This window comes from Novosphingobium sp. IK01 (assembly GCF_033242265.1).
Taxonomy (GTDB): domain Bacteria; phylum Pseudomonadota; class Alphaproteobacteria; order Sphingomonadales; family Sphingomonadaceae; genus Novosphingobium; species Novosphingobium pituita.
The window spans coordinates 1,689,548-1,714,972 of the sequence record NZ_BTFW01000001.1 but is presented as its reverse complement, the minus strand read 5'-3'; the positions used below and the strand labels follow the sequence as shown (position 1 = coordinate 1,714,972).

At 68.5% G+C, this 25,425-nt stretch carries 24 protein-coding genes and 1 tRNA gene; 10 read left to right on the top strand and 15 right to left on the bottom strand.

Features of this window, described 5'->3' with window-relative positions:
• Positions 1–96: 96 nt before the first annotated feature.
• From SBI20_RS07985 to SBI20_RS07975, 3 genes are all read right to left on the bottom strand, one after another.
• A complete protein-coding gene (locus SBI20_RS07985; protein ID WP_317974558.1) occupies positions 97–1,656 on the bottom strand; it encodes a glycoside hydrolase family 27 protein in 1,560 nt (519 codons plus the stop codon).
• A 72-nt stretch (positions 1,657–1,728) separates the two neighbouring features.
• Positions 1,729–3,162, bottom strand: a complete 1,434-nt coding sequence (locus SBI20_RS07980) for an amino acid permease (RefSeq protein ID WP_317974557.1) — start codon at positions 3,160–3,162, stop codon at positions 1,729–1,731.
• A gap of 23 nt (positions 3,163–3,185) precedes the next feature.
• On the bottom strand, positions 3,186–3,842 hold the full coding sequence (locus tag SBI20_RS07975) for a GntR family transcriptional regulator (protein ID WP_317974556.1): 657 nt from the start codon (positions 3,840–3,842) through the stop codon (positions 3,186–3,188).
• 370 nt (positions 3,843–4,212) lie between these two features.
• Between SBI20_RS07975 and SBI20_RS07970 the strand changes: the two genes are divergently transcribed.
• The 3 genes from SBI20_RS07970 (at position 4,213) to SBI20_RS07960 (ending at position 7,347) form a co-directional block, all read left to right on the top strand.
• A complete protein-coding gene (locus SBI20_RS07970) occupies positions 4,213–5,463 on the top strand; it encodes an NAD(P)/FAD-dependent oxidoreductase (RefSeq protein WP_317974555.1) in 1,251 nt (416 codons plus the stop codon).
• Between the two features lie 14 nt (positions 5,464–5,477).
• The gene (locus SBI20_RS07965) at positions 5,478–6,680 is read left to right on the top strand and encodes a M24 family metallopeptidase (RefSeq protein WP_317974554.1); all 1,203 of its coding nucleotides are present in this window, start codon (positions 5,478–5,480) and stop codon (positions 6,678–6,680) included.
• Positions 6,681–6,843: 163 nt separating this feature from the next.
• Complete coding sequence (locus SBI20_RS07960; RefSeq protein ID WP_317974553.1) at positions 6,844–7,347, top strand: acyltransferase; 504 nt, start codon at positions 6,844–6,846, stop codon at positions 7,345–7,347.
• Positions 7,348–7,429: 82 nt separating this feature from the next.
• Here SBI20_RS07960 and SBI20_RS07955 read toward each other — a convergent pair.
• Positions 7,430–7,522, bottom strand: a tRNA-Ser gene (locus SBI20_RS07955).
• Positions 7,523–7,832: 310 nt separating this feature from the next.
• On the opposite strand from SBI20_RS07955, the gene SBI20_RS07950 reads away from it, so the two are divergent.
• Positions 7,833–8,618 carry a DUF1134 domain-containing protein gene (locus tag SBI20_RS07950; RefSeq protein WP_411911505.1) on the top strand — a complete coding sequence of 262 codons (786 nt, stop codon included), beginning with the start codon at positions 7,833–7,835 and terminating at the stop codon, positions 8,616–8,618.
• Positions 8,619–8,625: 7 nt separating this feature from the next.
• Here the strand turns inward: SBI20_RS07950 and SBI20_RS07945 are convergent, their stop codons facing one another.
• The 4 genes from SBI20_RS07945 to SBI20_RS07930 all read right to left on the bottom strand — a co-directional run bounded on the left by SBI20_RS07945 (position 8,626) and on the right by SBI20_RS07930 (position 12,929).
• Entirely contained in the window at positions 8,626–10,326 is a 1,701-nt protein-coding gene (locus SBI20_RS07945) for an alpha-amylase family glycosyl hydrolase (protein WP_317974552.1), read from the bottom strand.
• Positions 10,327–10,396: 70 nt separating this feature from the next.
• Entirely contained in the window at positions 10,397–11,569 is a 1,173-nt protein-coding gene (locus SBI20_RS07940) for a serine hydrolase domain-containing protein (RefSeq protein ID WP_317974551.1), read from the bottom strand.
• 15 nt (positions 11,570–11,584) lie between these two features.
• A complete protein-coding gene (locus SBI20_RS07935) occupies positions 11,585–12,040 on the bottom strand; it encodes an Lrp/AsnC family transcriptional regulator (RefSeq protein ID WP_317974550.1) in 456 nt (151 codons plus the stop codon).
• 94 nt (positions 12,041–12,134) lie between these two features.
• Positions 12,135–12,929, bottom strand: coding sequence for a DsbA family protein (locus SBI20_RS07930; RefSeq protein WP_317974549.1), 795 nt, complete (start codon positions 12,927–12,929; stop codon positions 12,135–12,137).
• A 167-nt stretch (positions 12,930–13,096) separates the two neighbouring features.
• On the opposite strand from SBI20_RS07930, the gene modA reads away from it, so the two are divergent.
• The 3 genes from modA to SBI20_RS07915 are packed head-to-tail and all read left to right on the top strand — an operon-like array spanning position 13,097 to position 15,208.
• Positions 13,097–13,873, top strand: coding sequence for a molybdate ABC transporter substrate-binding protein (modA, locus tag SBI20_RS07925; protein ID WP_317974548.1), 777 nt, complete (start codon positions 13,097–13,099; stop codon positions 13,871–13,873).
• Between the two features lie 17 nt (positions 13,874–13,890).
• A complete protein-coding gene (modB, locus tag SBI20_RS07920) occupies positions 13,891–14,586 on the top strand; it encodes a molybdate ABC transporter permease subunit (RefSeq protein ID WP_317974547.1) in 696 nt (231 codons plus the stop codon).
• The gene (locus SBI20_RS07915) at positions 14,576–15,208 is read left to right on the top strand and encodes an ATP-binding cassette domain-containing protein (RefSeq protein WP_317974546.1); all 633 of its coding nucleotides are present in this window, start codon (positions 14,576–14,578) and stop codon (positions 15,206–15,208) included. Before modB ends, SBI20_RS07915 begins: the two co-directional genes overlap by 11 nt.
• 28 nt (positions 15,209–15,236) lie before the next feature.
• Here the strand turns inward: SBI20_RS07915 and SBI20_RS07910 are convergent, their stop codons facing one another.
• Positions 15,237–17,078: a potassium transporter Kup gene (locus SBI20_RS07910; protein WP_317974545.1), complete on the bottom strand. Its 1,842-nt coding sequence runs from the start codon at positions 17,076–17,078 to the stop codon at positions 15,237–15,239.
• Between the two features lie 131 nt (positions 17,079–17,209).
• Here SBI20_RS07910 and SBI20_RS07905 point away from each other — a divergent pair, with 131 nt between their 5' ends.
• The 3 genes from SBI20_RS07905 (at position 17,210) to SBI20_RS07895 (ending at position 21,061) form a co-directional block, all read left to right on the top strand.
• Positions 17,210–19,018 carry a sensor histidine kinase gene (locus SBI20_RS07905; RefSeq protein WP_317974544.1) on the top strand — a complete coding sequence of 603 codons (1,809 nt, stop codon included), beginning with the start codon at positions 17,210–17,212 and terminating at the stop codon, positions 19,016–19,018.
• Positions 19,015–19,737, top strand: a complete 723-nt coding sequence (locus tag SBI20_RS07900) for a response regulator (RefSeq protein WP_317974543.1) — start codon at positions 19,015–19,017, stop codon at positions 19,735–19,737. The genes SBI20_RS07905 and SBI20_RS07900 overlap by 4 nt, the downstream gene beginning before the upstream one ends.
• 148 nt (positions 19,738–19,885) lie before the next feature.
• Complete coding sequence (locus SBI20_RS07895) at positions 19,886–21,061, top strand: amino acid aminotransferase (RefSeq protein WP_317974542.1); 1,176 nt, start codon at positions 19,886–19,888, stop codon at positions 21,059–21,061.
• A gap of 72 nt (positions 21,062–21,133) precedes the next feature.
• On the opposite strand, the gene SBI20_RS07890 is transcribed toward SBI20_RS07895, so the two are convergent.
• From SBI20_RS07890 to SBI20_RS07865, 6 genes are all read right to left on the bottom strand, one after another.
• The gene (locus tag SBI20_RS07890; RefSeq protein WP_317974541.1) at positions 21,134–21,757 is read right to left on the bottom strand and encodes a riboflavin synthase; all 624 of its coding nucleotides are present in this window, start codon (positions 21,755–21,757) and stop codon (positions 21,134–21,136) included.
• Between the two features lie 17 nt (positions 21,758–21,774).
• Complete coding sequence (gene ribD, locus SBI20_RS07885; RefSeq protein WP_317974540.1) at positions 21,775–22,758, bottom strand: bifunctional diaminohydroxyphosphoribosylaminopyrimidine deaminase/5-amino-6-(5-phosphoribosylamino)uracil reductase RibD; 984 nt, start codon at positions 22,756–22,758, stop codon at positions 21,775–21,777.
• A complete protein-coding gene (locus SBI20_RS07880; protein ID WP_317974539.1) occupies positions 22,733–23,245 on the bottom strand; it encodes a hypothetical protein in 513 nt (170 codons plus the stop codon). Before SBI20_RS07880 ends, ribD begins: the two co-directional genes overlap by 26 nt.
• 134 nt (positions 23,246–23,379) lie before the next feature.
• Positions 23,380–24,129: a M48 family metallopeptidase gene (locus tag SBI20_RS07875; RefSeq protein WP_317974538.1), complete on the bottom strand. Its 750-nt coding sequence runs from the start codon at positions 24,127–24,129 to the stop codon at positions 23,380–23,382.
• Entirely contained in the window at positions 24,126–24,596 is a 471-nt protein-coding gene (locus SBI20_RS07870) for a YcgN family cysteine cluster protein (protein WP_317974537.1), read from the bottom strand. The genes SBI20_RS07875 and SBI20_RS07870 overlap by 4 nt, the downstream gene beginning before the upstream one ends.
• A 3-nt stretch (positions 24,597–24,599) precedes the next feature.
• Positions 24,600–25,262, bottom strand: a complete 663-nt coding sequence (locus tag SBI20_RS07865; protein WP_317974536.1) for an SCO family protein — start codon at positions 25,260–25,262, stop codon at positions 24,600–24,602.
• Positions 25,263–25,425 lie beyond the last annotated feature (163 nt).

Sequence of the window (25,425 nt, the reverse complement as noted above, 5' to 3'; positions counted from 1 at the left end):
GTCGGAGTCAAATATAGTATACGAAATATCGTAGATTTGTGACATTTCTGCCTCACGCACCGGGCGCAGGCCCGGCGCGTGAGGCAGAAGAGGGGATCAGTGCCCGCTCACCACCAGCAGGATGACCCCATGCGCGGGAACGGTGCGGGTGGCGCCAAAGTCTGCAGAGGCCTGCCCCGTCCAGACATCCTGCGCCCCGCTCACCGTGGTCAGCCCCGCGTCCTGTGCGCTCGGCGCGAGGCTGGCCGCCGCCTCGCCCCGGTTGAACAGCGCAAGCGCGACGCGGCCATCGGCCAGCGGTCTGGCCCAGACTTCCATTGTGCCGACCTTGCGCACGGCCTTGCCCTGAATGCCCTTGCTGTCCCGATCGATGGCGATGACGCGGGGGTTGGTGAGCAGGGCGAGCGTCTCGCCCGTGCTCTCGCGCAAGTCGTGGCCCATCATCAGCGGCGCTGCCGACATTGCCCAGAGCGCCATGTGCGTGCGGTATTCGTCAGGGCTCATCCCGCCATTGCCCACTTCGAGCATGTCCGGGTCGTTCCAGCCATGGGGGCCCGCCCAGGCCGGATCGCCATTCTTGTCGAAACCGATCCGGGCCATCGTGGCATAGTCGTCGGTGATGTCGCCAGTGGTGCGCCAGAGCTGGCCGCCCACGTCGCGGCCCCAGGTGCCGACATCGAACCGGCCATATTCACACAGCGAGAAGACAATCGGGCGCCCCGTGGCCGCCAGCGCGGCGCCCATCTCGTGATAGCTGCGCTTGACGGTATCGGCGTCGGGATAGAACCATTCGCCCGAGCACAAGTCGTACTTGAGATAGTCGAAACCCCAGGCGGCAAAGGTCTGGGCATCTTGCTGGACGTGGCCGTAGCTGCCCTCGTATCCGGCACATGTGCGCGGCCCTTGCGAGGAATAGATGCCGATCTTCAACCCGCGCGCGTGAACATAGTCGGCCAGCGCCTTCATGTCGGGGAATCTGGCATTGGGGTGCAGCACGCCTTGCGCGTCGCGTTCGCCCTGCCAGCCATCGTCGATGTTGATATAGCGATAGCCCGCATCGCGCAGGCCCGTGGAGACCATCGCATCGGCCATGGCGCGCACGGTCTTGTCGTCGATCCGGTCGGCGAACTTGTTCCAGCTGCTCCAGCCCATCGGCGGGGTGGCGGCCAGATGCGCGGGGATCGGCTGGCCCAGCGGGGGCAGGGGGGCAAAGTGGAAGGCGCGGGCGCGCGCATCGGCGCTGGTGCCGCGATAGCCCTTGCTGTCGATGGCCGATTCCCAGATCTGCCCCTTGAGGTGGGCCTTTCCGTCTTCGAGCACGACGCTCCAGTCGCGGGTGGGGTGTTCCCTGTCGTTGATGTTGCGGGTGGTGAAATGCAGCACGCCGTTCTCGACATGGGGGGCCTGCATGGCGATCGGGCCATACCAGTGCGTGGTGACGCGCCCGGCGATGACCCCGCCCCGGGTGGTCACTTCCATCATGGTGACGCCCGGATTGGGCGGGGCATCGTCGAACAGCCACACGCCGTCAAAGGTGTTTGCTGCATGAACGGGCGCAGCATGAGCGGGTGCAGCATGGGCCGAAACGGGCGCAAGGGCCGTTGCGGCAATCGGGGCCGCCGCCAGAACGGCAGCGGTGAACAGGGCGCGCGACATCGCGATCTCCTCGAACGGGGGATGACGGGAAAACGGAAAAAAGGAAGGCGTAGGGCTGTCGGGCGGGCGGGGTCAGGCGCCCGCGTCTGCCTTTTCTGCGGCCCGTTCGCGCCCGGCCTCGCTGCTCAGGCGTCCATAAAGCCCATAGAAGGCCAGCCCGATCAGGTTCCACAGGCCAAAGCGGGTCAGCGTGCTGGCCGGCAGGCTGAACAGCAGATAGGCGCAGCCCGCGATGGTCAGCGTGCCGACCACCATCGGCTGTGGGCAGCGGAACAGGCGGGGCAGGTCGGGCGAACGGCGGCGCAGGATCATCAGGCAGGCACCCACCGCCATGAAGGCGATCAGCGTGCCCGCATTGGCCAGTTCGGCGATCTCGTCGAGGCGGAAGATCCCCGCGACCACGGCGATCGAAATGCCGGTCATCAGGGTGATCCGCGTGGGCGCGCCGGTGCGCGGGCTGATTTTGGCGAGCGAGCGGGGCAGCAGGCCGTCACGGGCCATGACGAAGAACACGCGGCTCTGCCCGTACATCATCACCAGAATGACCGAAGGCAGGGCGATGACGGCAGCCAGCGCGATCAGGTAGGCGGCCATCGGCTGGTTCAGGCTGCGCAGCACCAGCGCGAGCGGCTCGGGCGAGTTGGCGAGTTGCTGGAAGGGCAGCGCGCCGATGGCGGTCACTGCCACGGCCATGTAGATCAGCGTGCAGACCACCATCGAGCCGACGATGCCGATGGTCAGGTCGCGGCCCGGATTCTTGGCTTCTTCGGCCGAAGTCGCGACCGCGTCGAAGCCATAGAAGGCAAAGAAGACGATGGCGGCGGCAGCCATGACCCCGCGCTTGTGCCCGGCGATCTCGGTGCTGCCAAAGCCATAGGGCATGAACGGATGGAGGTTGCCGGTCTGGAACGCGGGCAGCGCGATGATCACGAAGACCGAGAGCGCGGCCAGCTTGATGATGACCAGAATGATGTTGAGCGTGGCGCTCTCGCGCGTGCCGGCGATCAGCATGCCCATGACCCCCAGCGCGATCACCACCGCCGGCAGGTTGACGATTCCCCCGCCATGCGGGCCGACCAGCAGGACATGGGGCAGGTGGATGCCCACCGCCTCGATCCAGCCGACCAGATAGCCCGACCAGCCCACCGCGACCGTCGAGCAGGCCAGTGAATATTCGAGGATCAGGCTCCACCCCACGACCCAGGCGACCGTCTCGCCCATGGCGGCATAGCTGAACGTATAGGCGCTGCCCGCCGCCGGGATCAGGGTGGCCATTTCGGCATAGGCGAGCGCGGCGCAGGCGCAGACCGCGCCCGCAATGGCAAAGGCAAGGATGACCGCAGGCCCGGCGCGCTCGGCGCCCACGCCGGTGAGGGTATAGATGCCCGTGCCCACGATGGCGCCGACTCCCAGCGCGATCAGGTGGGGCCAGCTCAGGGTCTTGGCCAGGGAATGCCCGGATTCGCGGTGTGACAGTCTCTCGATGGATTTTCGCGGTCCGAGCATTGGTCCCCCTGAAACGGTATGGATCAGCCTGTCTGGCTGGCTTTGAAATGGGCGCGCAGATCGTCCAGCGTGCTGGCAATGTGCGCGGTGAGCAGTGTCTTGACCTTGTCGGCATCCCCGGCGAGCCAGGTGGCCAGAAGGTCGCTGTGTTCGGTATGGGCGCGGTCGCCGCGTCCGGCCGGTTCGAGGTGGGCGCTGACATAGCGTTCGGCGAGCACTTCGAGGCGCTCGACGAGCTGGGTGGTGAGCAGGCGCTTGCCCGGACGGACCAGCGCGACATGGAATTCGCGGTTGCGCACGGCCACTTCGCCACGGTCCCCGGCGGCGGCGGTATCGAGCACGGCAAAGGCGTGACGGGCGGCTTGCCTGTCGGCCTCGTCGGCGTGGAGGCAGGCATAGGCCGCCGCCGCCGGTTCGATGGCCAGACGCAGCAGGTAGATTTCCTCGGCCTGGTCTTCCGACATCGGGCGCACGAACCAGCCGCGGTTGGCCTGGCTGGTCAGCAGTCCCTCGTGTTCCAGCCGGGCCAGCGCCTCGCGCAGGGGGATCTTGCTGACCCCCAGTTCGGCGGCCAGCGCATCCTGACGCACGGGCTCCATCACGGGGAGCTTGCCCTCGACGATTCTTTCGCGAATGACGTCGAAAATGCGTTCGGAAAGCGTGCGGACGACGATTGTCACCTGTGGATCTCCATATCGGGCACAGCGCTGTCATGGCGCCGGAGGGAATTGCCGTATACGGTAGATGATCGGCGGGCGGCCTGCAATCGGGCCGGTCCCGCAGGGCTGTTTGCAGGGTGAGGAAAAGATCCGCCAAAAGATTGGCTTGCTTTGCGATCCGCTCCATCGGGGGCTGCCCGCGCCGGTCCGTGGGCGCCCAAGGCGCGCAAGAGGGCCACGGCGGCACGCTTGCGGCGGGTCGGGCGCCGGTAAAGGAAGCACCGGTAAAGATCGGGCAGGCGGCGGATCATCTTGCGCATCGAGCCTTGTCGAATGGGTGACGATAGATATAAGGTATACGATACGGTCTGGCATTTGCAACGGAGTTTTCGTGGGTCTCATCGGTATCGTCGGCGGCGGGGTGGTCGGGCTGTGCGCCGGGCTGGATTTGCTGGAAGCCGGGCATGGTGTCGTGCTGGTCGATGACGACCCGCGCGCGCAGGCACCCTCGTGGGGCAATGCGGGGCATGTCGCCACCGAGCAGGTCGAGCCGCTCGCCTCGCTCGAAAGCTTGCGCAGCGTGCCCGGACGCCTGTTCACGCGCGGCGGGCCGCTGGCCTTTCCGCCCGGCGCCATCGCGCGGTGGATGCCCTTCGGGATGCGGTTGCTCGCGGCCTCGGCCCCGGCGCGGTTCCGGGCCGGATGCGCGGCGATGCGCCCGCTGATGGCGCAGGCATTGCCCGCCTGGCAGGCGCGGGTTGCGGCGCTCGGCCAACCCGGCCTTTTGCGCAACGACGGGCATTTCGTGCTCTGGCAGGATGCCGCCGCGGCGCAGGCCGGGCAGGCCGCGTGGGAAGCGGCAGACACCGGCACCGCGACAGTCCGCGCCGCGACCGCGCCCGACCTTGCGCGGCTCTCCGCGCTGACCACCCGGCCCGTGGCGGGCGCGGTGCACTTTTCGGGCACGGCCCAGATTGCCGATCTGGGCGAATTGCGCACGGCCTTGCGCGCGGCCTTCGTGCGCAGCGGAGGAACACTGGTCGACGAAAAGGCGGCGCTCGTCCCCGACAGGGATCGCACGCGGATCGTGCGGATCGCCGGGCGCGCACCGGTTCTGGACGCGGTGGACCGCGTGCTGGTCTGCGCGGGTATCCGTTCGCGCGCGCTGATGGAGGGGCTGGGTCATGCCGTGCCGATGATCGCCGAGCGCGGCTATCATGTGCGGGCCAAAGTGGAAGATGGCGAGTGGCCCGCCGACATGCCCCCGGTGGTGTTCGAGGAGCGCGGGATGATCGTCACGCGCTATCGGACTTGTGTTCAGGCGGCCAGCTTCGTCGAACTGGGCGATCCCGATGCCCCGGCAGACCCACGCAAGTGGGAGCGGCTCGAAACGCATATTGCGCAGCTTGGCCTGCCCGTTGCCGGGCCGTTTGCCCGCTGGATGGGCTGCCGCCCGACCCTGCCCGATTATCTGCCCGCCATTGGCCGCTCGGCCCGGCTCGACAACCTCTTCTACGCCTTCGGGCATCAGCATCTGGGCCTCACGCTGGCCCCGATCACCGCGCGGCTGGTCGCGGACATGATCGGGGACACGGCGCAGGCCGGTGCGCTGGCGCCCTTTGACCTTGCCCGTTTCGCATAAGGACTGGAAATACGATGATTGGCGGATCGACCGCGCAGACCGAACTGGACCGTCTGTCCCCCTGGACCGACCGTGCCCCCGCGATTTCCCCGGCCGAGCGCGAGGCGCGGATGGACCGCGCCCGCACGCTGACCCAGGCCCTTGGCGCCGATGCGCTGCTGGTCGATGCCGGGGCCTCGCTGCGCTATTTCACCGGGCTGCCCTGGGGCCAGAGCGAACGCCTCGTCTCGATGCTGCTGGCCCCCGGCCGCACGCCGATCATGATCTGCCCGCACTTCGAGATCGGCACGCTCGAAGCCGATCTGGCCGTTCCGGTCGAGATCCGCTCGTGGCAGGAAGACGAAGACCCGGTCGCGCTGGTGATCGACGCCCTGCGCGAGATCGGCGCGCGCACGCTGGCCATCGATCCGGAACTGCCGTTCCACTTTGCCGAGCGCATCCGCGCGGCCGGAACAGTGGGGCTGGTCGATGCCATGCCGGTGATCAAGCAGTGCCGCATGGTCAAGTCTGCCGCCGAACTGGCGCTGATGCAGCAGGCCAAGGCGATGACGCTGGTGGTCCAGCATGCCGCCGCGCGCATCCTGCACCCCGGCATCCGCCAGAGCGAGGTGGTCCGCTTCATCGACGCGGCCCATCGCCGCCTCGGGGCGAGCGGGTCGAGCTTCTGCATCGTCCAGTTCGGCGAGGCGACCGCCTATCCCCATGGGCTTCCCGGCGACCGTGCGCTGGAGGAAGGCCAGCTCGTGCTCGTCGATACCGGCTGCACGATCGAGGGCTATCATTCCGACATCACGCGGACATATGCGTTTGGTTCGGTCCCGCAGGACATCCGCGACATCTGGGCCATCGAGAAGGAAGCCCAGCAGGCCGCCTTCGACGCCGTGCGCCCCGGCGAAACCTGTGAAAGCGTCGACAATGCCGCGCGCGCGGTGCTGGTCCGCGCCGGGCTGGGGCCCGACTATGCCCTGCCGGGGCTGCCCCATCGCACCGGCCATGGCATCGGCCTGTCGATCCACGAACCGGCCTATCTGGTGCGCGGCGACCGCACCGTGCTCGAACCGGGAATGTGCTTCTCGAACGAGCCGATGATCGTCGTGCCCGGACGCTTCGGCGTGCGGCTTGAGGATCACATGCATGTGACCGCGCAGGGCGCGCGCTGGTTTACGCAGCCGCAGGCCGCGATCGACGATCTGGGCGGGCCCGCGCTGGCGGGGTGACAGGCGGGATGGGCCTTCCGTCCCCTTCGCATGAGCAGCGAGGGGACGGAGCCGATCCCCGTTCCTGTCACCTGAAACTGCACGGATTTGGCAGGGTCGCATGGCGGGGCGACAGGCCTTGGATTAGGATCGCCCTGTTCCATGGCAAAAGGGGCGCGCGGGCATGTTCGGGAAAATCTGGCAGCGGGTTCTCAGATCACGCGCGCCCGAGGCCTATGCCCGCAGCATCGGCGTGAAGCTGGGCAAGGGATGCCGGCTTCTGGATGTCGATTTCTCGTCCGAACCCTACCTGATCACGCTGGGGGACCGGGTGAGCGCGACACGGGTGCGCTTCGAGACGCATGATGGCGGCGTCTGGGTTGCCCGGAGCGTGCATCCGCAGATCGACATGGTGAAACCCATCGTCGTGGGCAGCAATGTTTTCCTCGGCTATGGGGCGATCATCATGCCGGGTGTGACCATCGGCGACAATGTCGTGATCGGCGCAGGCGCGGTGGTCACGCGGGACATCCCCGCCAACAGCGTCGCCGTCGGAGTCCCGGCGCGCGTCATCCGCTCAACCGGCGCCTATATCGCCGATGCCCTGACGCGCGGCGAAAGCACCAAGGCAATGACCCGCCGCGAAAAAAAGGCATTCTACGAAGCAAAATACCGCCCCGAGCCATAAGGGCCACTGCCAGCCCTCGCTGGCGGACCATCCTGCGCGGATGAGTTCGAATCTGTCAGAGAAAACACCGCAAGCGATGCGGTGGCGGAGACGGAGGGATTCGAACCCTCGGTACCGGATTTACCAGTACGACGGTTTAGCAAACCGTTGGTTTCAGCCACTCACCCACGTCTCCGGATCGCAGCGGCGTTGGTGGGCTCATAACGGGGGTTGCGGCGGGGGGCAAGCGGTCGTTGCGGATTTTTCCCCAGCCTGATTATCCGGGGCCTGATCATCTGGTGTCTGATGCTCTTGGTGCGGGATGGCCCGGTTTTGGTGCGGACAGGCTCGATTTGGGTGCAATTTCGATTCGGCTCATCGCCCGTTCATTGTGATGGGGAAAACTTGGCAAGGATTGGGGCGGTCGGCTTGCCCCGGCCAGGTGCTTTCGCTTGGCTGCCTGAGGCCTGGGCTTTGATCCGACCGTGACCGTGGGGACGGGAGACATGATGAAGAGTTCGATTCACCGCAGACTGGCTGTCATCGGTGCCATGGCGGGCCTGTCGCTGGCCCTCGCGCCTGTGGCACGGGCACAGGTGCAGACCATTGATCCCAATTCGGCGATCGATGGCGATCTGGCGGCCCAGCCGGGCACCACGCCCGCCGCGCCCGCGCCCGTTTCGCCTGCGCCGCCTGCATCCGCGCCGGTGGAGCAGGCGCCCTATCAGGCTCCGGCCCCTGCCGGTTCGGCTGGCACCACGCCTTATGTCGCCCCTTCGGTCAGCGGTCAGGCGACCCCGGGGAACGGGCAGTCGTGGCACGAGGACGACCTGATCGGGGCCGCCGAAGGGGTCTTCGGCAAGGGCGCTTCGGGTCTGGCGATGATGATCCGTGACATTCTCAAGAAGCAGGGTGAGCCGATCGGCTATATCACCGGGCGCGAGGCGGGCGGCGCCTTCGTGGTCGGCCTGCGCTATGGCTCGGGCACCTTGCACCACAAGATCGAGGGCACCATGCCGGTCTACTGGACCGGGCCTTCGATCGGCTTCGATGCCGGGGCCAATGCGGGCAGCACGTTCGTGCTGGTCTACAACCTCTACGATACGGCCGACATGTATCACCGTTTTGGTGCGGGCGAGGGGCAGGCCTATCTCGTTGGCGGTTTCAACGTCAGCTATCTGCGGCGCGGCAATATCGTGCTGATCCCGGTGCGCATGGGGGTGGGCCTGCGTCTGGGTGTCAACGCGGGCTACATGAAGTTCACCCCCAAGCAGTCCTGGATGCCGTTCTGAGCGGGGATCAGGCCGGTTCCTCGACAATGAGGGCGGCATAGGCGGGCAAGGGCGCGCCGGGTGCCGCTCCGTTTTCGGCAACCAGTACGGCGGTGTGTGGCACGGCGGCGTGTGGCGGCAGGCCTTCGGGCCAGGGGCAGGTCTGGTCGCTCATGTTGAGCACGGCCAGAACCGCCTTGCCCGCGTGCATGCGGCGCACGGCGAGCACCGTTTCATCCGCGTGGAGCACATCGAAGCTGCCGTGGCGCAGCGGCGGGCAGGTGCGCCGCAAGTGGAGCAGGCGCGTGGTCAGCGACAGGATCGAGGCCGGGTCGGCCTCTTGCCGGTCGACCGCGCGGGCGAGGTTTTCCTCGCCCAGCGGGAGCCAGGGGGTTTCCCCTTCGGTAAAACCGCCCATCGCGCCTTCGGCCTGCCATGGCAGCGGGGTGCGCGCGCCATCGCGCGAGAGGGTCAGCGGCCAGTTGGCGATAGCCTCGGGGTCTTGCAGCAGTTCGAAGGGGATCTCGACCTGGGTGAGGCCCAGCTCTTCGCCCTGATAGACGATGATGTTGCCACGCAGCGCGGCAAACAGAACGGCCTTCATGCGGCCATGGGCATCGCGCATGTCCGGGTGGGTATCGGGCCTTGTCCAGCGCGAGATCGCGCGCGGGGCGTCGTGGTTTTCAAACGCCCAGCTGGGCCAGCCCATGCCCGGTTCGTCGGGCCAGCGGGCGAGCACGTCGCGCACCATGGCCGGAGTGATCCGGTCGGCATAGAGGAAGTCGAAGCCATAGGCGCTGTTGAGGCGGGTGGACCCGGCGGTATAGGCCTTCATTTCCAGTTCGGCCTGATCGCCGCCCACTTCGGCGACGGTGAAGATCGCGCCATAGCTGTCGCACAGCGCGCGCAGCCGCTCGACAAAGGGCACGATGTCGGCGTGCGACTGGTTGTAGAGCTTGAGCTGATAGTCGAACGGGCGGGTGCGGCGGCGGCCATCGTCGGGCGCGGGCGGATTGTCGCGCAAGCTGGGCTCGTGCATCAGGAAATTGAGCGCGTCGATGCGGAAGCCGTCGACCCCGCGGTCGAGCCAGAAGCGCATGACATCGAGGATCGCCTGCTGCACCGCCGGGTTGTGGGCATTGACCTGCGGCTGTTCGGCCAGGAAATTGTGCAGGTAGTACTGGCAGCGCCGCGCGTCCCAGCGCCACGCCGGGCCGCCGAACACCGATTGCCAGTTCGACGGGGGCGAGCCATCGGGCTTGGGGTCTTCCCAGACGTACCAGTCGGCATAAGGGTTGTCGCGGCTCTGGCGGCTGGCGACGAACCACGGGTGCTGGTCGGACGTATGAGCGTAGACCTGATCGATGGTGACTTTCAGGCCAAGGTCGTGGGCGCGGGCGACCAGCGCGTCGAAATCGGCGAGCGTGCCGAACACCGGGTCCACGTCGCAGTAGTCGGCCACGTCATACCCGAAATCGCGCATCGGCGAGGTGAAGAACGGCGAGATCCAGATCGCATCGGCCCCCAGCCGGGCCACGTGGTCGAGCCGGGCGGTGATCCCGGCCAGATCGCCGATCCCGTCGCCATTGGAATCGGCGAAACTGCGCGGATAGATCTGGTAGATCGCGGCCCCATGCCACCAGGGCAATGCGGCATTTGAATCAGCAGGATTCGTGGCGGGATTCGGGGCGGGGAGGGAGGGGCTTTGCCGGGAGTCGGTTTGGCTCATGAGATCGATTGTGTCAGGCGCCGGGGCCCCGTGCAAGGGGCGGCGGGCAGGCGCAACCGGGGTGGATGTTTCAGCTGTCGAGCGCGGTTTCGAGCGGGGCGGCCAGCCGCGTGTGGTCGCCCCAGTTGGTGGCCAGCGCGCGCGATCCTGATCCGGTTATCCGCACTTGCGCGGTCCACAGGTTGTTGCTGCCGTCGTGCCACAGGCTGCCATCGCCGCGCACGACCCAGCCCAGTGCGTAAGGGCCGCCGAAGGGCGGGGTGTGCAGCCGGTCCCATGTCGCCGGGCGCAGCAGCGGGGCGCGGGTGCGATGGGCTTCGAGAAAGCGGATCATCGCGGCCATGGGCGCGTGGAGCCGCGCGGCGGGGCCGGCCACGGCGGGGTTGTCCTGCGGGGGCACGCCGGGGGGATGGGGGACGCCGCGCTGGCCCGGCCACCAGGCGTGGCCGACCGGCTGGAGCGGGGAAAACGGCGCCGGTGTGCCCGGATCGGCTTCATGGGGATCGGCTTCATTGGGATCGGGCAGCGCGGGGAACAGTTCGGGCGGGCCGAAGCCTGCGCCCTCCATGGCCAGCGGGGCGAACAGGCGTTCGCGCATCAGGTCTTCCCACGGGCGCCCGGTGGCCGCTTCGAGCATGGCAGCGGCCACGATGTAGTTGCGGTTGGAATAGATGAAACGGGCGCCGGGGACGGCCTCGGGCGGGCGGGCGAGGGTCAGCGCGGTGAGCGCGAGGCGGCTGGCGCGCGGATCGGCCTCCTCGGGCGGGAAGGCGTCCATTTCCGGGTCGTTGTCCAGCCGGGCAAAGCCGCTGCGATGGGAGAGCAGGTGGAGCAGGGTCAGCCCGCGCCATTGCGGATGCCACCGCGACGCGGACGCACGGGGCAGCAGGGGGCCAAGGCGCGCGGCCAGTGGTTCGTCCCAGGCCAGTTCGCCCGCCTCGACCGCGCGCGCGATGAGGGTGGCGGTGGCGGGCTTGGTGATCGAGCCCCAGTGCCAGCAATCGCCCGGTTCGACGCTGGCCGATGCGCCGGCCATGCGCAGGCCCGCGCAGGTTTCTTCCGGCCCTTCGGGGCCGTTCCAGCCCGCCGTGAGCGCGGGGACGGCAACGCGGCGGCGCAGGCGTTCAGCCTCGCGCGGGGACCGGGGAAACGGGCCGCCCGAGGCCGCGCGGGCCCGTGCGGGGTCCAAGGCCAGCGCCGCCGTGCCCAGCAGGCCAAGCAGGGCGCGTCGTCCTACTATCATCAGGCTGCGCGCGGTTCAGCCCAGCGCATAGCCGACCCAGGGCTTGACCGGACGGATCACGAAAGCTGTGTGCATCACGCTGACTCCGGGCAATTGCGACAGGCATTCGCGGTGAAGCCGGTCGAAATCGGCCATGTCGTGGGCGGCGATGCGCAGGCGGTAATCGGCGCTGCCCGACATCAGCGAGCATTCGAGGATGTCGGGCGAGGCCAGTGTGGCTTCCTCGAACCGCTCCATCGCCTCGCGGCTCTGGCTTTCGAGGGTAATGTCGATGAGCGCATGGAGATTGAGGCCGACCCGCGCGGGATCGACCCGCGCGCCATAGCCGGTGATCGTGCCCGTTTCCTCGAGCGCGCGCATTCGGCGGTGGCAGGCCGAGCTCGACAGCCCGACACGGTCGGCCAGTTGGGCGAGCGAGGCCTGGGAATCTGCTTGCAAGGCAGCCAGCAACTTGCGGTCAATACGATCCATTTACGCCGTTTAGAGCAAAATTGGCCCACGGGAAGCTGGTTTGGCGCAAATCCCTGTCCCGTTTTGTCTCTGTTATCGGGCGGTGGCCGGACAATCAGCGGGCGTAATCGGGCGGCGGGGCGGCATGGCGCAGGCCGCGCCGGGCCATCAGGGCAATGCCCTGGTCGAGCGTGTCCGGGTCGATCGCGCCGTTGACCAGAATGGTCTCGCCGGTCAGGTTGTTGCGCAGGGCGACCGCCGGGGTGCCTTCGACATCGGCGGCTTCGGCCGAATCGCCCTCGGCGGCGATGCGGCCAAGGGTGTCGTCGCTGCGCAGGCAGGCTTCGAGCTTGCCCTTGTCGCTCGCGCCATCCTTGACGGCAAGGTCGCTGACAGCCGCGCGCCCGCTGTCGTTTTTGGCGCTGTCGTTTTTGGCGCTGCCGCCGCTGGACGGAAGGCCCCGGCCATTGGCGCCGGTGCGTGCGAAATAGTCGCCCAGGAACTTGTAGTAGCCGTTCGGGCCAGCCTGCTCGGCCACGCAGAGCGCGCCCAGCGCGCCGACCACCGCCGCCGCGCCGTGGAAGGGCAGGGGCAGCAGGCGCAGCGCGAAATTGGCCCTGGCCGTGCCGCCGCTGTTGGCGCGGGCGACCGCCGCATCGGGAACGCCGGAGAACTGCTTGCAATAGGGGCATTCCGGGTCGGACCAGACGACGATGCTGATCTCGGCCTGCGCGGGGCCGAGCACGCGGTCCTGCTTGAGCAGGGGGCCGATGTCGGGGATGGAATGCCACGGGGCGGGAATTTCGGGCAGGGCAGGCGCGGCCAGCGCCGGACTGGACAGCACAAGGCCGCCCCCCAGCGGGATCGGGAGGGTCGCCATGGCCGCCAGGGCCCAACGGGGTGCGCGCATCGTGTTTCCTTTTCGGGTCATGCCGGTTTCCGGCTCTCGCGCAAAGTGGGGGCCGGGGCAAGTGGCCGGCAAGGAAGGGGCGCTTTTGCCCGATGGACTTCGGGGGGCTCGGGCCTGTAGACGAGGGCCATGTATCCTGCCGGATATAGCCTCTGTGGAGTGACTCGATGATCCGTGTTCTGGTGCGTCTGCTGGCTGTCGTGGGGCTCTGTGCCGCAGGGGCGCTTCCTGCCGCGCCCGCTTTCGCGCAGGACGGGCCGCTCGTGCTGGCGGCGGCGAGCCTTCAGGAATCGATGAGCGCGGCGGCGGATCGCTGGGCGGCCAAGGGGCATCCGCATCCGGTGCTCTCGTTTGCCGCGTCCTCGGCGCTGGCCCGGCAGATCGAGGCGCGGGCGCCTGCCGACCTGTTCGTTTCGGCGGACGAGGACTGGATGGACGACGTGGCGCGTGCCGGGCTCGTGGCCCAGGGCACGCGGGTCTCGTTTCTGGTCAATGCGCTGGTGATCGCGGCCCCGGCGGGCAACCGGGTGAAGCTCTATCCGGCGCCCGGATTTCCGCTCTTGCGCGCGCTGGGAACAGGCAGGCTGGCCATGGCCGATCCCGATGCGGTGCCTGCCGGGCGCTATGGCAAGGCGGCGCTCACCGCGATGGGGGTCTGGGCACAGGTCGAGCCGCGCGTGGCGCGCGCCGAAAGCGTGCGCGGGGCGCTCGCGCTGGTGGCGCGCGGCGCCGCGCCGCTGGGCATCGTCTATGCGACCGATGCCCGCGCTGACCCTGCGGTGCGCATCGCCGGGGTCTTTCCCGTGGGCAGCCATGCGCCGATCACCTATCCGCTCGCGCGGCTGACCACCTCGACCAATCCGGACGCCGAAGGGTTCCGCCGGTTCCTGATCTCGGCCGAAGGCAAGGCGATCTTCCGCCGCTTCGGCTTCGTGGCGCACTGAGCCGGGCGGGCGCGGCCATGCTGCTCTCTGCCGGGGAATGGGGCGTTGTCGCGCTTTCGGCCAAAGTGAGCGCGGTGGCGATCCTGGGGGCCTTGCCGGTGGCTTTCGCGCTGGCCTGGCTGCTGGCGCGCGGGCGGTTTGCCGGGCGGGTTCTGCTCGACGGGCTCGTGCATCTGCCGCTGGTGCTGCCGCCGGTGGTGATCGGCTGGATGCTGTTGATCGCCTTCGGGCCGACGGGGATCGTGGGTGGCTGGCTGGAGCGGGTGGCGGGCGTGACCCTGCTGTTCCGCTGGACCGGGGCGGCGCTGGCTGCTGCGGTCATGGCGCTGCCGCTGATGGTGCGGGCGATCCGCCTGTCGCTCGAAGCGGTCGATCCCCGGCTCGAACAGGCCGCGCGCACGCTGGGGGCCGGGCGCTGGACCACTTTCACGCGGGTGACTTTGCCGCTTTGCGCGCCCGGTGTTCTGGCCGGGGTCGTGCTCGGCTTTGCGCGCTCGCTGGGCGAATTTGGCGCGACGATCACCTTTGTCTCCAACATTCCGGGCCAGACGCAGACCCTGCCGCTGGCGATCTATGCCGCCTTGCAGGTGCCGGGCGGCGATGCGGCGGTCTGGCGGCTGGCGCTGGTCTCGGTGGTGCTGTCGCTGGGCGCGCTGGTGGTGTCCGAAGGGCTGGCGCGGTGGCAGGGCGGAGGGCGCGCGCATGTCCTTTGAGGTCGACATCGTGCTCGAACGGGGCACGCGCGAGATTGCCGTGCGCTTTGCCGCCGGGGCGGGGATCACCGCGCTGGTCGGGCCTTCGGGGCAGGGCAAGACCAGCACGCTCGACGCGGTGGCCGGATTGCTGCGCCCGCGTGCCGGGCGGATCGTGGTGGGCGGGGTCACGCTGTTCGATGCGGCGGCGGGCGTGAACCTTGCGCCCGAGGCGCGCTGTGCGGGCTATGTCTTTCAGGACTTGCGGCTGTTTCCGCATCTGAACGTGCGCGACAACCTGCTGTTTGGCGCGCGGCTGGCTGGGGAAGAGGCTCCGGGCGCGGCGCGGCGGCTGAGCCTTGAGGAGGTGGCCGGGTTCCTCGACATCGCGCCCTTGCTGGCGCGCCGTCCGCGCACGCTTTCGGGCGGGGAGGCGCAGCGGGTGGCGATCGGGCGGGCGCTGTTGCGCAGCCCCCGCTTCCTGTTGATGGACGAGCCGCTGACCGCGCTCGATCCGGCGCGGCGTGATGCGGTGATCGAACAGATCGCGGCGATCCGCGACCGTTTCGGCCTGCCGGTGCTGATGGTTTCGCACCAGCAGGCCGATGTGGCGCGGCTGGCCGATCAGGTGGTCGAGATCTGACCACCGGATCGGCAGGCGTAGGCGGGCCTTAGATTTCGAGCTGGCTGCCCAGTTCGATCACGCGGTTGGTGGGCAGGCGGAAGAACTGCATCGGGCTTTCCGAATTGCGCACCATCCACGCGAACAGCTTTTCGCGCCAGATCGCCATGCCCGGCCGCTTCGACGCGATCAGCGTCTGGCGGGCGAGGAAGTAGCTGGTTTCCATGGCCTTGAACGGCCCGCCCGCGCGGGTTTCGGCGGCCAGCTCGGCGGGGATGCCGGTTTCGTCCATGAAGCCGGTGTTGACGATCAGGCGGTAGAAGCCATGGCCCAGATCCTCGACCTCGCGGCGCTTGTGATCGGGGACATGGGGCACGCCCTGGGTGATGACGGTCAGGATCACCACGCGTTCGTGCAGGATGTGGTTGTGCTTGAGGTTGTGGAGCAGGGCAGGCGGAATGCCATCGGCGGTCGAGGCGAGGAACACCGCCGTGCCCCTGACCCGGCGCACCTTCTCGCAGACCGAGCCGAGGAACAGGTCAAACGGCATGGCGTCTTCGGCGAGGCGCTCGCGCAGGATGCGCCGCCCGGTCGACCACGTGGTGAGCGCGGTGAACGCGATGGCCGCGACCAGCAGCGGGAACCAGCCGCCATCGGGGATCTTGGTCACGTTCGAGGCGAAATAGGCCCCGTCGATGATCAGGAACACGCCCGTCAGCAGGCCAGCGGCCAGCGGGTGCCACTTCCACACCGCGAAGGTCAGCACGCCGAGCATGCAGGCGGTGATGAACATCGTGCCCGTGACGGCAATGCCATAGGCCGAGGCCAGGTTGCTCGACGTGCGGAAGGCCAGCACGAGCAGGATCACCATGACCAGCAGCGCCCAGTTGACGATCGGCACATAGATCTGTCCGGCGGCACTCGCGCTCGTATGAAGGATGCGCACGCGCGGCAGGAAGCCGAGTTGGACCGCCTGTTGCGAGACCGAGAACGCCCCCGAGATCACCGCCTGGCTGGCGATCACCGTGGCCATCGTGGCCAGAATCACCAGCGGCAGGCGGGCCCAGTCGGGCGCCATCAGGAAGAACGGGTTCTCGACCATCGCCGGGGTGCGCAGCAGCAGCGCCGATTGCCCGGCATAGTTGAGCAGCAGGCACGGGAACGCCACCCACAGCCAGGCGACCATGATCGCGCGGCGCCCGAAGTGGCCCATGTCGGCATAGAGCGCCTCGGCCCCCGTCACCGCCAGCACCACCGAGCCCAGCGCGAGGAACGCCAGCATGGGATCGAGCAGGAAGAAGTTGAGCGCATACCACGGGTTGACCGCGAGCAGGATCTCGGGCGCCTCGATGATGCCCCGGATGCCCAGCAGCGCGATCACGAGGAAATAGACCAGCATGACCGGGCCGAACAGCTTGCCCACCATCGCCGTCCCGTGCGACTGGATCGCGAAGAGGCCGATCAGGATCGCCACCGAGATCGGCAGGACGAATTCGGCAAAGGCCGGGTGGACGATGGTGAGCCCCTCGACCGCCGAGAGCACCGAAACGGCGGGCGTGATGATCGCATCGCCATAGAACAGCGCGGTCGCCACGATGCCCAGAACGGCGGTGAACGCGGTCAGCTTGCCCGGCTTGAGCTGGCGACCGATCAGCGCGAGCAGCGCGAGGCTGCCGCCTTCGCCCTTGTTGTCGGCGCGCAGGATCACGAAGACATACTTGACCGTGACGATCAGCGTCATCGTCCAGAACATCAGCGAGAGCACGCCGAAGATATGATCAGGGTCCACCGCCAGCCGGTGGTGGCCGATGAAGCTTTCCTTGAGCGAATAGAGCGGCGAGGTGCCGATGTCGCCGAAGACGACGCCGATGGCACCCACGGCCAGCGGCATCAGGCCATGGTTTTCGCCATGGCCATCATGGCCGTGGCCGCCGGGCGCCGAACTGGCCGGATCCTGAGGGGGGGGAGGGCGGACTGGCCGTATCGGCTCTCGCGCCAGTGGCTGTCAGGGACGTTGCAGTCATGCCCGCGCCGCTACGCCGCTTCGTGGCGCTTCGCGACGGAATTTACGCATTCTTTACGCGGGGCTTCACGCCCGGCTTCATGCGGGTCTTCATGTCGCGCTTTCTGCCGCGCGCCGGGCTCGCTTCCCCACTTGCCTCTCGACCCCGTGCGCTTGCGCTGGCATCCCTCACGCGCATGAGCAGGCTGGCCGCGTTTCGTACCATGATGAATCAGGGGGAGCCTGACGGGCACGCATCGGCCGCCGGTCTGGTGGCCTGTGTCGCGCTGGTGGTGCTGGTCACGCTGGTCGGGCTGGTCCTGTTTGCGCGGGCGGGCATTGCCGATATCGGGCTGCTCTATCTGGTGCCGGTGATGTTCGCGGCGATCCGGCTGGGGATGCGGCCGGGGCTGCTGACCGGGGTGCTTTCGGCACTGACCTATAACTTCTTCTTTATTCCGCCCCGTTTCACACTCGCGGTGGCCAACCCTTCGCATTTCATCACGCTGGTGATCCTGCTCGGGGTGGCGCTGGTGGGCAGCCACATGGCCGGGCAACTGCGCGAACAGACCCAGTTGGCCGAGGCGCGCGCCGGGCGCGACGCCTTGCTGGTGGGCTTTGCCGGGCGGCTCATGGCGGTGACCCGGCGCGAGGCGCTCTGGCCGTTTCTGGCCGAAGAGATCGACAAGGTGTTCGGGCTGCGGGTCATGATCGTGGCCCCGGACAGGGCGGGAGGGCTGGTGCTGGTCGGCGGGAGCGGCGCACACGAGCGGCTCGACCTGCTTGAGGCCACCGCCGCGCAGTGGTCTTTTGAAAGCGGGCGGACCGTCGGGCCGGGCGGCTTCGTGCCGACCGCTTCGGAATGGCTGTTCCTGCCCGTGCCGGGGACCGCCGGGCCGCTTGCGGTCGTGGGGGTGGGCAGCGCGCACGTCGACCGCCCGCTCCATGGCGAACAGGTGCCGCTGATGGAAAGCCTGCTTGCCCAGGCGGGGCTGGCGCTCGCGCGGATGGCGCTGGAGGAGGAAAACATCGCGCTGGGCCGCGTGCAGGAACGCGAGCGGCTGCGCGGGGCGCTGCTCTCGTCGATCGGCCACGACTTGCGCACCCCGCTCACGACCGTTCTGGGCACCTTGCGCGCGCTGCGTCCGCGCGATGCCGACCAGGCCCTGGCCCTTGCCAGTGCGCGCGGCGAGGCCGAGCGACTCGACCGGTTCGTGGCCAACCTGCTCGACATGGTGCGGATCGAGACGGGCACCTTGCGGCGCGAGGCCGAGCCGGTCGATCTGGCCGAAGCCTGCGAGGCCGCGCTCGACCATCTGGCGCCGACCACCTTGTGCGATCTTGTGGAACTGGCCGTCCCGCGCGACCTGCCGCTGGTGATGGTCGATCCCCGGTTGCTGCACCATTGCCTGATCAACCTGATCGACAATGCCATGCGGCATGGTGGCGCAAGTGGGGGTGGAGCAAGTGGGGGTGGCGCAAATGGGCCGATCCGCATCGAGGCGGACTGGCAAAAGGATGGCGGAATCGAAGTGGCGGTCTGCGATTGCGGGCCGGGCCTTCCGCCGGGCGAGGAGGACCGGATCTTCGGCATGTTCACCCGGCTCGAAGGTTCCGACCGCAAGGGGGGCACCGGGCTCGGGCTGGCCATCGTCAAGGGCTTTGCCGATGCCATGGGGCTGGAGGTTCGCGCCGGGAACCGGGCCAGAGGGGAGGGGGCCAGAGGGGAAGGGATGGGCGGGGGCGCGCGGTTCAGCTTGCGCGTGCCGCCCCATCTCGTACGGCCGGTTGACGATGACACGGATTCCGGCGCGGAGAACGGGGCATGAAGGACACATCACCGTGCGTGCTGGTGATCGACGACGATGGCGCGATCCGCGCGCTTTTGCGGCGCAGCCTCGAGGAAGCCGGCTACCGCGTCTGCGAGGCCGACAGCGCGGCGCAGGCCCTGCTCATGCGCGAGGCACAGGCCCCCGCGCTCGCCCTGCTCGACCTCGGCCTGCCCGACCGCGACGGGCTGGACATCCTGCCCCAACTGGTCGGGGCGGGCCTTGCCGTGGTCGTGCTGTCCGCGCGCCATGCCATCGCGCAGAAGGTTGCCGCGCTCGATCTGGGCGCCGATGACTATGTGACCAAGCCTTTTGCGCCCGATGAAATGCTCGCCCGCGTGCGGACCGCCTTGCGCCACCGGGCGCGGCTGGCGGGCAGCGCGGGCGGGGGCACGGGTGGGGGGGGGGGAACGCTCCTGCGGTTCGCCGATGTCGAGATCGATCTGGCCGCGCGGCTGGTGCGCAAGGGCGGGCAGGAAGTCCACCTCGCGCCCAAGGAATATGCGCTTCTGGCCGAACTGGTGCGCCATGCCGGGCAGGTCGTCACCCATGCCCAGCTGCTGCGCACGATCTGGGGGCCGGGCCATGAAAGCGATGTCGAATATCTGCGCGTGGCCGCGCGCGGCATCCGGCGCAAGCTGGAGGGGGACCGTCCGACCGGGGCCTCCGCGCTGCGCAACGAACCGGGGGTCGGCTATCGGCTCGATCTGGCGTCTTGATCTGGCGCCTTGATCTGGCTGGGGGCTGAAATGATTCGAATGTAGTGCATTGCAGCATGCCCGAGGAGGCGAATCTTCTTGCGCCGCCGAACCTGCGGCGGCATGGGAGCCGCGCTCCTTTTAGTCAGTCGCGAAAGAAAGCTTCCCCATGCTCGAAAACCTGGCGGCCCAGCCGGCCGACGCCTTGCTGGCGCTGATCAAGCTGCACAATGCCGATCCGCGTGAAGACAAGATCGACCTCGGTGTCGGCGTCTACCGTACCTCCGATGGTGCGACCCCGGTGTTCAAGGCGATCAAGGCCGCCGAGGCCAAGCTCCTCGCCGATCAGGATTCGAAGGCCTACCTCGGGCCCGAAGGCGACATGGGCTTTGTCCACGCGCTGATCCCTTATGTGTTCGGTGCCGATTTCGACACCAGCAAGGTCGAAGGCATGCAGGCGCCGGGCGGCACGGGCGCTGTGCGTCTGGCCCTCGAAGTCGCCAAGCGCGCAGGCGTCAAGCGCGTGTGGATGGGCACCCCCTCGTGGCCCAACCACGCCCAGATCGTCAATGCCATCGGCCTTGAACTCAAGACCTTCAAGCACATGGCTGCCGACGGCACCGCCGACCTCGAAGCGCTCAAGACCGCGCTGAACGAGGCCGAAGCGGGCGATCTGGTCATGCTGCATGGCTGCTGCCACAACCCGACCGGTGTCGACTACACCCCGGCCCAGTGGGACGAAATCGCCCCGCTGCTGGCGGCCAAGGGCGTGCTGCCGCTGGTCGATCTGGCCTATCAGGGCCTTGGCGAAGGCATGGAAGCCGATGCCTATGGCCTGCGCACCGTGCTCAAGGCCGTGCCCGAGGCGCTGGTTGCCTATTCGTGCGACAAGAACTTCGGTCTCTACCGCGACCGCGTCGGCGCGTTCTATGTGGTGACCAGCGATGGCGATGCCCTGGCCCGCGCCATGGCCAATGGTTCGGCCATTGCCCGCGCTTCGTGGTCGATGCCGCCCGATCATGGCGCGGCGGCTGTCCGCCTGATCCTCGCCGACGCGGAACTGACCGCGATGTGGCTGGCCGAACTCGACGAGATGCGCGACCGCATGCGCTGGGTCCGCGACCGTCTGTCCGCCGCCCAGCAGGTCGGCCCGATCCCGATGGACCCGCTCGGCACCCAGAACGGCCTGTTCTCGATGCTTCCGCTCTCGAGCGAGCAGATCCTCGCCATCCGTGAACGCCACGGCGTCTACATGGCGGGCACGGGCCGCATCAACATCGCGGGCCTGACCACCGGCAACATCGAGAAGTTCATCGAAGCCCTGGCCGACGTCGCCACGGCCTGAGCTTTGCCATGACGAAAAAGGGGCCGGAGGGACGCGATGTCCTTCCGGCCCCTTTTTGTTTGGCGGGTGTTGTCAGCCCTGTGCGGCGAGGCTCTGCATGCGCTGGAGGTAGCGGGCCAGAACGTCGATTTCGAGGTTCACCTTGCGACCGGCTTCCAGCAGGCCCAGCGTCGTGACTTGCGCGGTGTGGGGGATGATGTTCAGGCCGAAATGGCAGGTGCCGTCGGCCTGGTCTTCCACCTGATTGACCGTCAGCGAGACGCCATCGACGGTGATCGAACCCTTGGTGGCGATATAGGGCGCCAGGGCGCGCGGGGTGGCGACCCGGATGCGCAGGCTGCCGCCTTCGGGTGTCACGCTGACGACTTCGCCCACCGCGTCGACATGGCCGGTCACGATATGGCCGCCCAGTTCATCGCCCAGCCGCAGCGCCGGTTCGAGGTTGAGCGCCGCGCCCGCTTCCCACTGTGCCGGGGCGGTGCGGCTGATCGTTTCGGCCGAGACATCGACCGCAAACCACGCGTCCCCGGCCTTGCCGCCCTTGTCCACCACCGTCAGGCAGACGCCCGAACACGCGATCGAGGCCCCCATGGCGATGCGCGCCGGGTCCATCGCGCAGGAAATGGTCACATGCCTGTCGCCCTTGTCGGCAATGGCAAGCACTTTGCCCACTTCGGTGACGATCCCGGTAAACATGGCCTTGGCCTCCTTTTTCAACGGTGGCGGTCGTAGACGCTCAGGGTGTCGCTGCCAAGCTGCCGTTCCTCGACCAGCGCCCAGCGCCCATGGGCCGGGGCCAGAGTCTCAAGCCCCAGATCGCCCACGGCGGCAAGGCCCGGCCCCAGCAGGATCGGCGCGCGATAGAGCAGCAGGCGGTCGACACGGTCGGCGCGCAGGAAGGTGGCCGCAGCGCCCGCCCCCCCTTCGACGAACAGCCATTGCGTCTGCCCGAAGGCGCCGGGCGCGGTGATGTCGGCAACCGCCTGCCACCCTTCGGGCGCGGCACCGCGCGTGAGCACCCAGCGCGCCGGGCTGCGCGCCTCAAGGCCGGGCAGGCGCACGTCGAGGCGTGGCGCATCGGCGCGCAAGGTGCCTCCGCCCACGAGGATGGCATCGGCCCGCGCACGCTCGGCATGGCAATGCGCGCGCGCCTGCGGCCCGGTGATCCACTGGCTCTGCCCGTTGGCCAGCGCGATCATGCCATCGAGCGAGAGGGCCAGCTTGAGGGTGACATGGGGCCGCCCCTCCTGCGTGCGCAGCAGGAACCCGGCGAGGGCCTGCGCGCAAGTCGCGTGGGGCACGAGATCGACCGCGATTCCCGCCGCGCGCAGCCGGGCGATGCCCGCCCCGGCCGTGCGCGGATCGGGGTCGTAACAGCCCACCACGACCCGTGCGGGCGCGGCGGCGGCGACCAGATCGGCACAGGCGGGCCCGCGCGTCGAGGCATGGGCGCAGGGTTCGAGGCTGACATAGATTGTCGCCCCGCATGCGGCAGGTCCGGCGCTGGCGAGCGCCATGGCCTCGGCATGGGGGCGCCCGCCCGGCTGGGTCCATCCGCGCGCGACGACCCGATTTTCGCGCACGATCACGCAGCCGACCGCCGGGTTGGGCGCGCTGAGCGGACGGCCCCGCGCCGAGAGCGCGGCGGCCATGGCCAGCCAGCGGTGGTCGTCAGTCGGGCTTGGGAGAGCTGTCATGCGGGGCGGGCACGGGGGTGTCGGGCGCGGGGGCCTTGGGCACGGGCTTGCCGGTAATCTGGCGCAGCAGGGCGGCGTTCTTTTCCTGCTCGGCCTTCTTTTCGGCTTCGAGGTCGCGGGTGCCCTGATCGTAGAGCGTCTGGGTATCGATGCCGGTGGCGGCGCCCACGCTCTTGTACATCTTGCGCACGTCTTCCTGCCGGGCTTCCTCGGCGGCGGCTTCGGCGTCGGCCTTTTTCTGGGCGGCGATGTTGCCCGCGATGATTTCCTTGTCGCTGCGGTCGGCGCGCCAGGATTCAAAATAGATGATCTTGGGCGGCAGCGGCGGGGCGCGGCCTTCCTGATTGACCATGACGTAGAAGATCCCGCCCGTCACCAGCCCGGCCAGCACCAGCCCGCGCAGGCGATATTCGCTGGGCGCGCCAAGCACCTGCCAGAGATCGAGCACGGCGCGGCGCGGCGAGACGTTGCGGAAAAAACCTTTCATCGCGCCCCAGATAGGCCGGGGAACCGAGGTTTTGAAGAAAAAAGGGGGAATGGCCCGCAGCCCATGCAGCCAGGCACCAGCTCCCGGGGGTCTGGGGGCGATGGCCCCCAGGGGGATTGCTTGTTTTTATTCTTTCAAAACAGCCGATAAAGCCCGCGCCCCTCGGTCTTCAACCAGCGATTGGCCGCCGCCACGCTCCCCTCGAACAGCGCGTCGAGCAAGGCGTGAAAGGCCGGGCTGTGGTCGAAATGGACAAGGTGGGCCACCTCGTGGGCGACAACCGAGCGGCGCACGGCATCGGGCGCCATGATCAGGCGCCAGTTGATGCGAATCGTGCCATCCGCCGCGCAGCTTCCCCAGCGCCGCGTCGCACGCGAAAGGGCGAGCGCGGGAACGGGCTTTCCCGCCCGCGCGCAATAGTGGGCAAGGTCTGCCTCGCACAGGCGCAGCGCTTCGGCTTCGAGCCAGCGGCGGGTACGCACGGCCAGTTGCTCGGCGGGGCCCCCCACCAGCAGGCGCCCGTCATCGACGACCGGGCGGCGCGGGTGCTGGCGGTCCCAGTCGAGGATCAGGCTGTCGCCGCGAAAGGGCAGGGCACTGCCGCTCTCCAGCGCGAGCGGGGCGGGCAGGCGGACGAGTTGCGCGGCCAGCCAGTCGTGCCGTTCGCGCACGAAGGCCAGGGCATCGGCCTGCCGCGCCCATGTCGGCATCGAGACCCGCGCCGCGCTGCCGTCGGGGGCGAGGCGCAGGGTCATCCGCCGGGCCTGTGCGAGGCGGCGGATCTCGACCGGCAGCGCGCGCCCCGCGACCGTCACGGTGGGCGCCTTCGGGGCCGTTTCGGCATGAGGCGGCCTGACGCCGGAGCGGCGCAGCCAGTCGATCATGGCCGGGCCGGGCTGTCCCATTCGACATCGGAGACGACATGGTTTTCCAGCGGCCCGGCGAGGACTTCGCTGATCGCCTTGCCCGCCACCGAGGCCCCGGCGCGGTGGACCGCCTCGCGGTCGCCACATTCGAGATAGTGCCATGCGGGCAAGGGCTTGCCCTGTCCGCGCAGGCGATAGGCGCATGTCGCGGGCAACCAGGCGACCTGCTCGACAAGGCGCGGGGTCAGCCGCAGGCAATCGGGCACCATCGCGCGGCGGTGGCGATAGTCGGCACAGCGCGCGGTCTTGATGTCGAGCAGGCGGCAGGCGACGTTGGTGTGATAGACCTCGCCGGTGTCCTCGTCCTCCAGCTTGTGGAGGCAGCACTTGCCGCAGCCGTCGCACAGGGCCTCCCACTCGTCGCGGGTGAGCGTGGCGATGGGCTTGTCCCAGAAACGGCCTGATGGGGTCGGGGTGTTGCTCATCTTTTAGTGGACCCAGCGGGCCAGTTCGGTGGCCACGGCCTGTCCGCTCTGCTCGACCGGAAGCAGCGCGATGGGCTTGCCATCCGGGCCCATCAGGTAGGCCGCGCGGCTGTGGTCCATCAGATAGGCTTCGGGCGGGGTGCCCTTGGGGGCGGGGCGCTTTTCGGAATAGACCGCGAATTCCTTGGCCACGGCGGCAATCTGGGCCGGGGTTCCGGTCAGCCCGACCAGTTCCTTGCCGAAGGCGTCGGTGAACGTGGCGAGCACGGCGGGGGTGTCGCGCGCGGGGTCGATGGTCACGAACAGGGGGACGACGCGCTTGGCCAGGTCCGGGTGGTCGTGCGCGAAGCGGTGATAGCCCTGCATCAGGTTGGCCGCGTCCATCGGGCAGACATCGGGGCAGAACGTGTAGCCGAAATAGAACACGGTGTAGCGCCCGGCGAAATCTGCGGCGTGGACGGTCTTGCCGGTCTCGTCGGTCAGCGTGAAATCGCCGCCCAGTTCGGCACCGGCCAGCGGCGGATCGCCCGGCTTGGGGCCGCTGTCGCATCCGGCGAGGGAAAGCGCGCCGGCAAGCGCCAGAGGGGCGAGAAAGCGCGGGGCGAGAAAGCGCGTTTGGCGAGAGGCCGCACGGGCAATATTACGAAAGAACGCAGGGTGATCCATGGCGTGGCGGTTCATGCTCTGCTAACAGCGCGCTTGCAAGGGGGCTGTCCTTCCATGGGCGAGCATCCTTGCAGCCAGTGGAGGACCAAAGCCCGTGCCGATCATCAGCGCCCGTTCGCGTCGTCTTGTGCCAGCCCCCGTGCGGGCTCTGGCCGGATTTCAG

Excerpts from the sequence above, each read along its gene's own strand:
- SBI20_RS07985 (WP_317974558.1), bottom strand. The coding sequence starts at position 1,656 with ATGTCGCGCGCCCTGTTCACCGCTGCCGTTCTGGCGGCGGCCCCGATT.
- SBI20_RS07980 (WP_317974557.1), bottom strand. The coding sequence starts at position 3,162 with ATGCTCGGACCGCGAAAATCCATCGAGAGACTGTCACACCGCGAATCC.
- SBI20_RS07965 (WP_317974554.1), top strand. The coding sequence starts at position 5,478 with ATGATTGGCGGATCGACCGCGCAGACCGAACTGGACCGTCTGTCCCCC.
- SBI20_RS07960 (WP_317974553.1), top strand. The coding sequence starts at position 6,844 with ATGTTCGGGAAAATCTGGCAGCGGGTTCTCAGATCACGCGCGCCCGAG.
- SBI20_RS07950 (WP_411911505.1), top strand. The coding sequence starts at position 7,833 with ATGATGAAGAGTTCGATTCACCGCAGACTGGCTGTCATCGGTGCCATG.
- SBI20_RS07945 (WP_317974552.1), bottom strand. The coding sequence starts at position 10,326 with ATGAGCCAAACCGACTCCCGGCAAAGCCCCTCCCTCCCCGCCCCGAAT.
- SBI20_RS07940 (WP_317974551.1), bottom strand. The coding sequence starts at position 11,569 with ATGATAGTAGGACGACGCGCCCTGCTTGGCCTGCTGGGCACGGCGGCG.
- SBI20_RS07935 (WP_317974550.1), bottom strand. The coding sequence starts at position 12,040 with ATGGATCGTATTGACCGCAAGTTGCTGGCTGCCTTGCAAGCAGATTCC.
- SBI20_RS07930 (WP_317974549.1), bottom strand. The coding sequence starts at position 12,929 with ATGCGCGCACCCCGTTGGGCCCTGGCGGCCATGGCGACCCTCCCGATC.
- modA (WP_317974548.1), top strand. The coding sequence starts at position 13,097 with ATGATCCGTGTTCTGGTGCGTCTGCTGGCTGTCGTGGGGCTCTGTGCC.
- modB (WP_317974547.1), top strand. The coding sequence starts at position 13,891 with ATGCTGCTCTCTGCCGGGGAATGGGGCGTTGTCGCGCTTTCGGCCAAA.
- SBI20_RS07915 (WP_317974546.1), top strand. The coding sequence starts at position 14,576 with ATGTCCTTTGAGGTCGACATCGTGCTCGAACGGGGCACGCGCGAGATT.
- SBI20_RS07910 (WP_317974545.1), bottom strand. The coding sequence starts at position 17,078 with ATGCCGCTGGCCGTGGGTGCCATCGGCGTCGTCTTCGGCGACATCGGC.
- SBI20_RS07905 (WP_317974544.1), top strand. The coding sequence starts at position 17,210 with ATGCCCGCGCCGCTACGCCGCTTCGTGGCGCTTCGCGACGGAATTTAC.
- SBI20_RS07900 (WP_317974543.1), top strand. The coding sequence starts at position 19,015 with ATGAAGGACACATCACCGTGCGTGCTGGTGATCGACGACGATGGCGCG.
- SBI20_RS07895 (WP_317974542.1), top strand. The coding sequence starts at position 19,886 with ATGCTCGAAAACCTGGCGGCCCAGCCGGCCGACGCCTTGCTGGCGCTG.
- SBI20_RS07890 (WP_317974541.1), bottom strand. The coding sequence starts at position 21,757 with ATGTTTACCGGGATCGTCACCGAAGTGGGCAAAGTGCTTGCCATTGCC.
- ribD (WP_317974540.1), bottom strand. The coding sequence starts at position 22,758 with ATGACAGCTCTCCCAAGCCCGACTGACGACCACCGCTGGCTGGCCATG.
- SBI20_RS07880 (WP_317974539.1), bottom strand. The coding sequence starts at position 23,245 with ATGAAAGGTTTTTTCCGCAACGTCTCGCCGCGCCGCGCCGTGCTCGAT.
- SBI20_RS07875 (WP_317974538.1), bottom strand. The coding sequence starts at position 24,129 with ATGATCGACTGGCTGCGCCGCTCCGGCGTCAGGCCGCCTCATGCCGAA.
- SBI20_RS07870 (WP_317974537.1), bottom strand. The coding sequence starts at position 24,596 with ATGAGCAACACCCCGACCCCATCAGGCCGTTTCTGGGACAAGCCCATC.
- SBI20_RS07865 (WP_317974536.1), bottom strand. The coding sequence starts at position 25,262 with ATGGATCACCCTGCGTTCTTTCGTAATATTGCCCGTGCGGCCTCTCGC.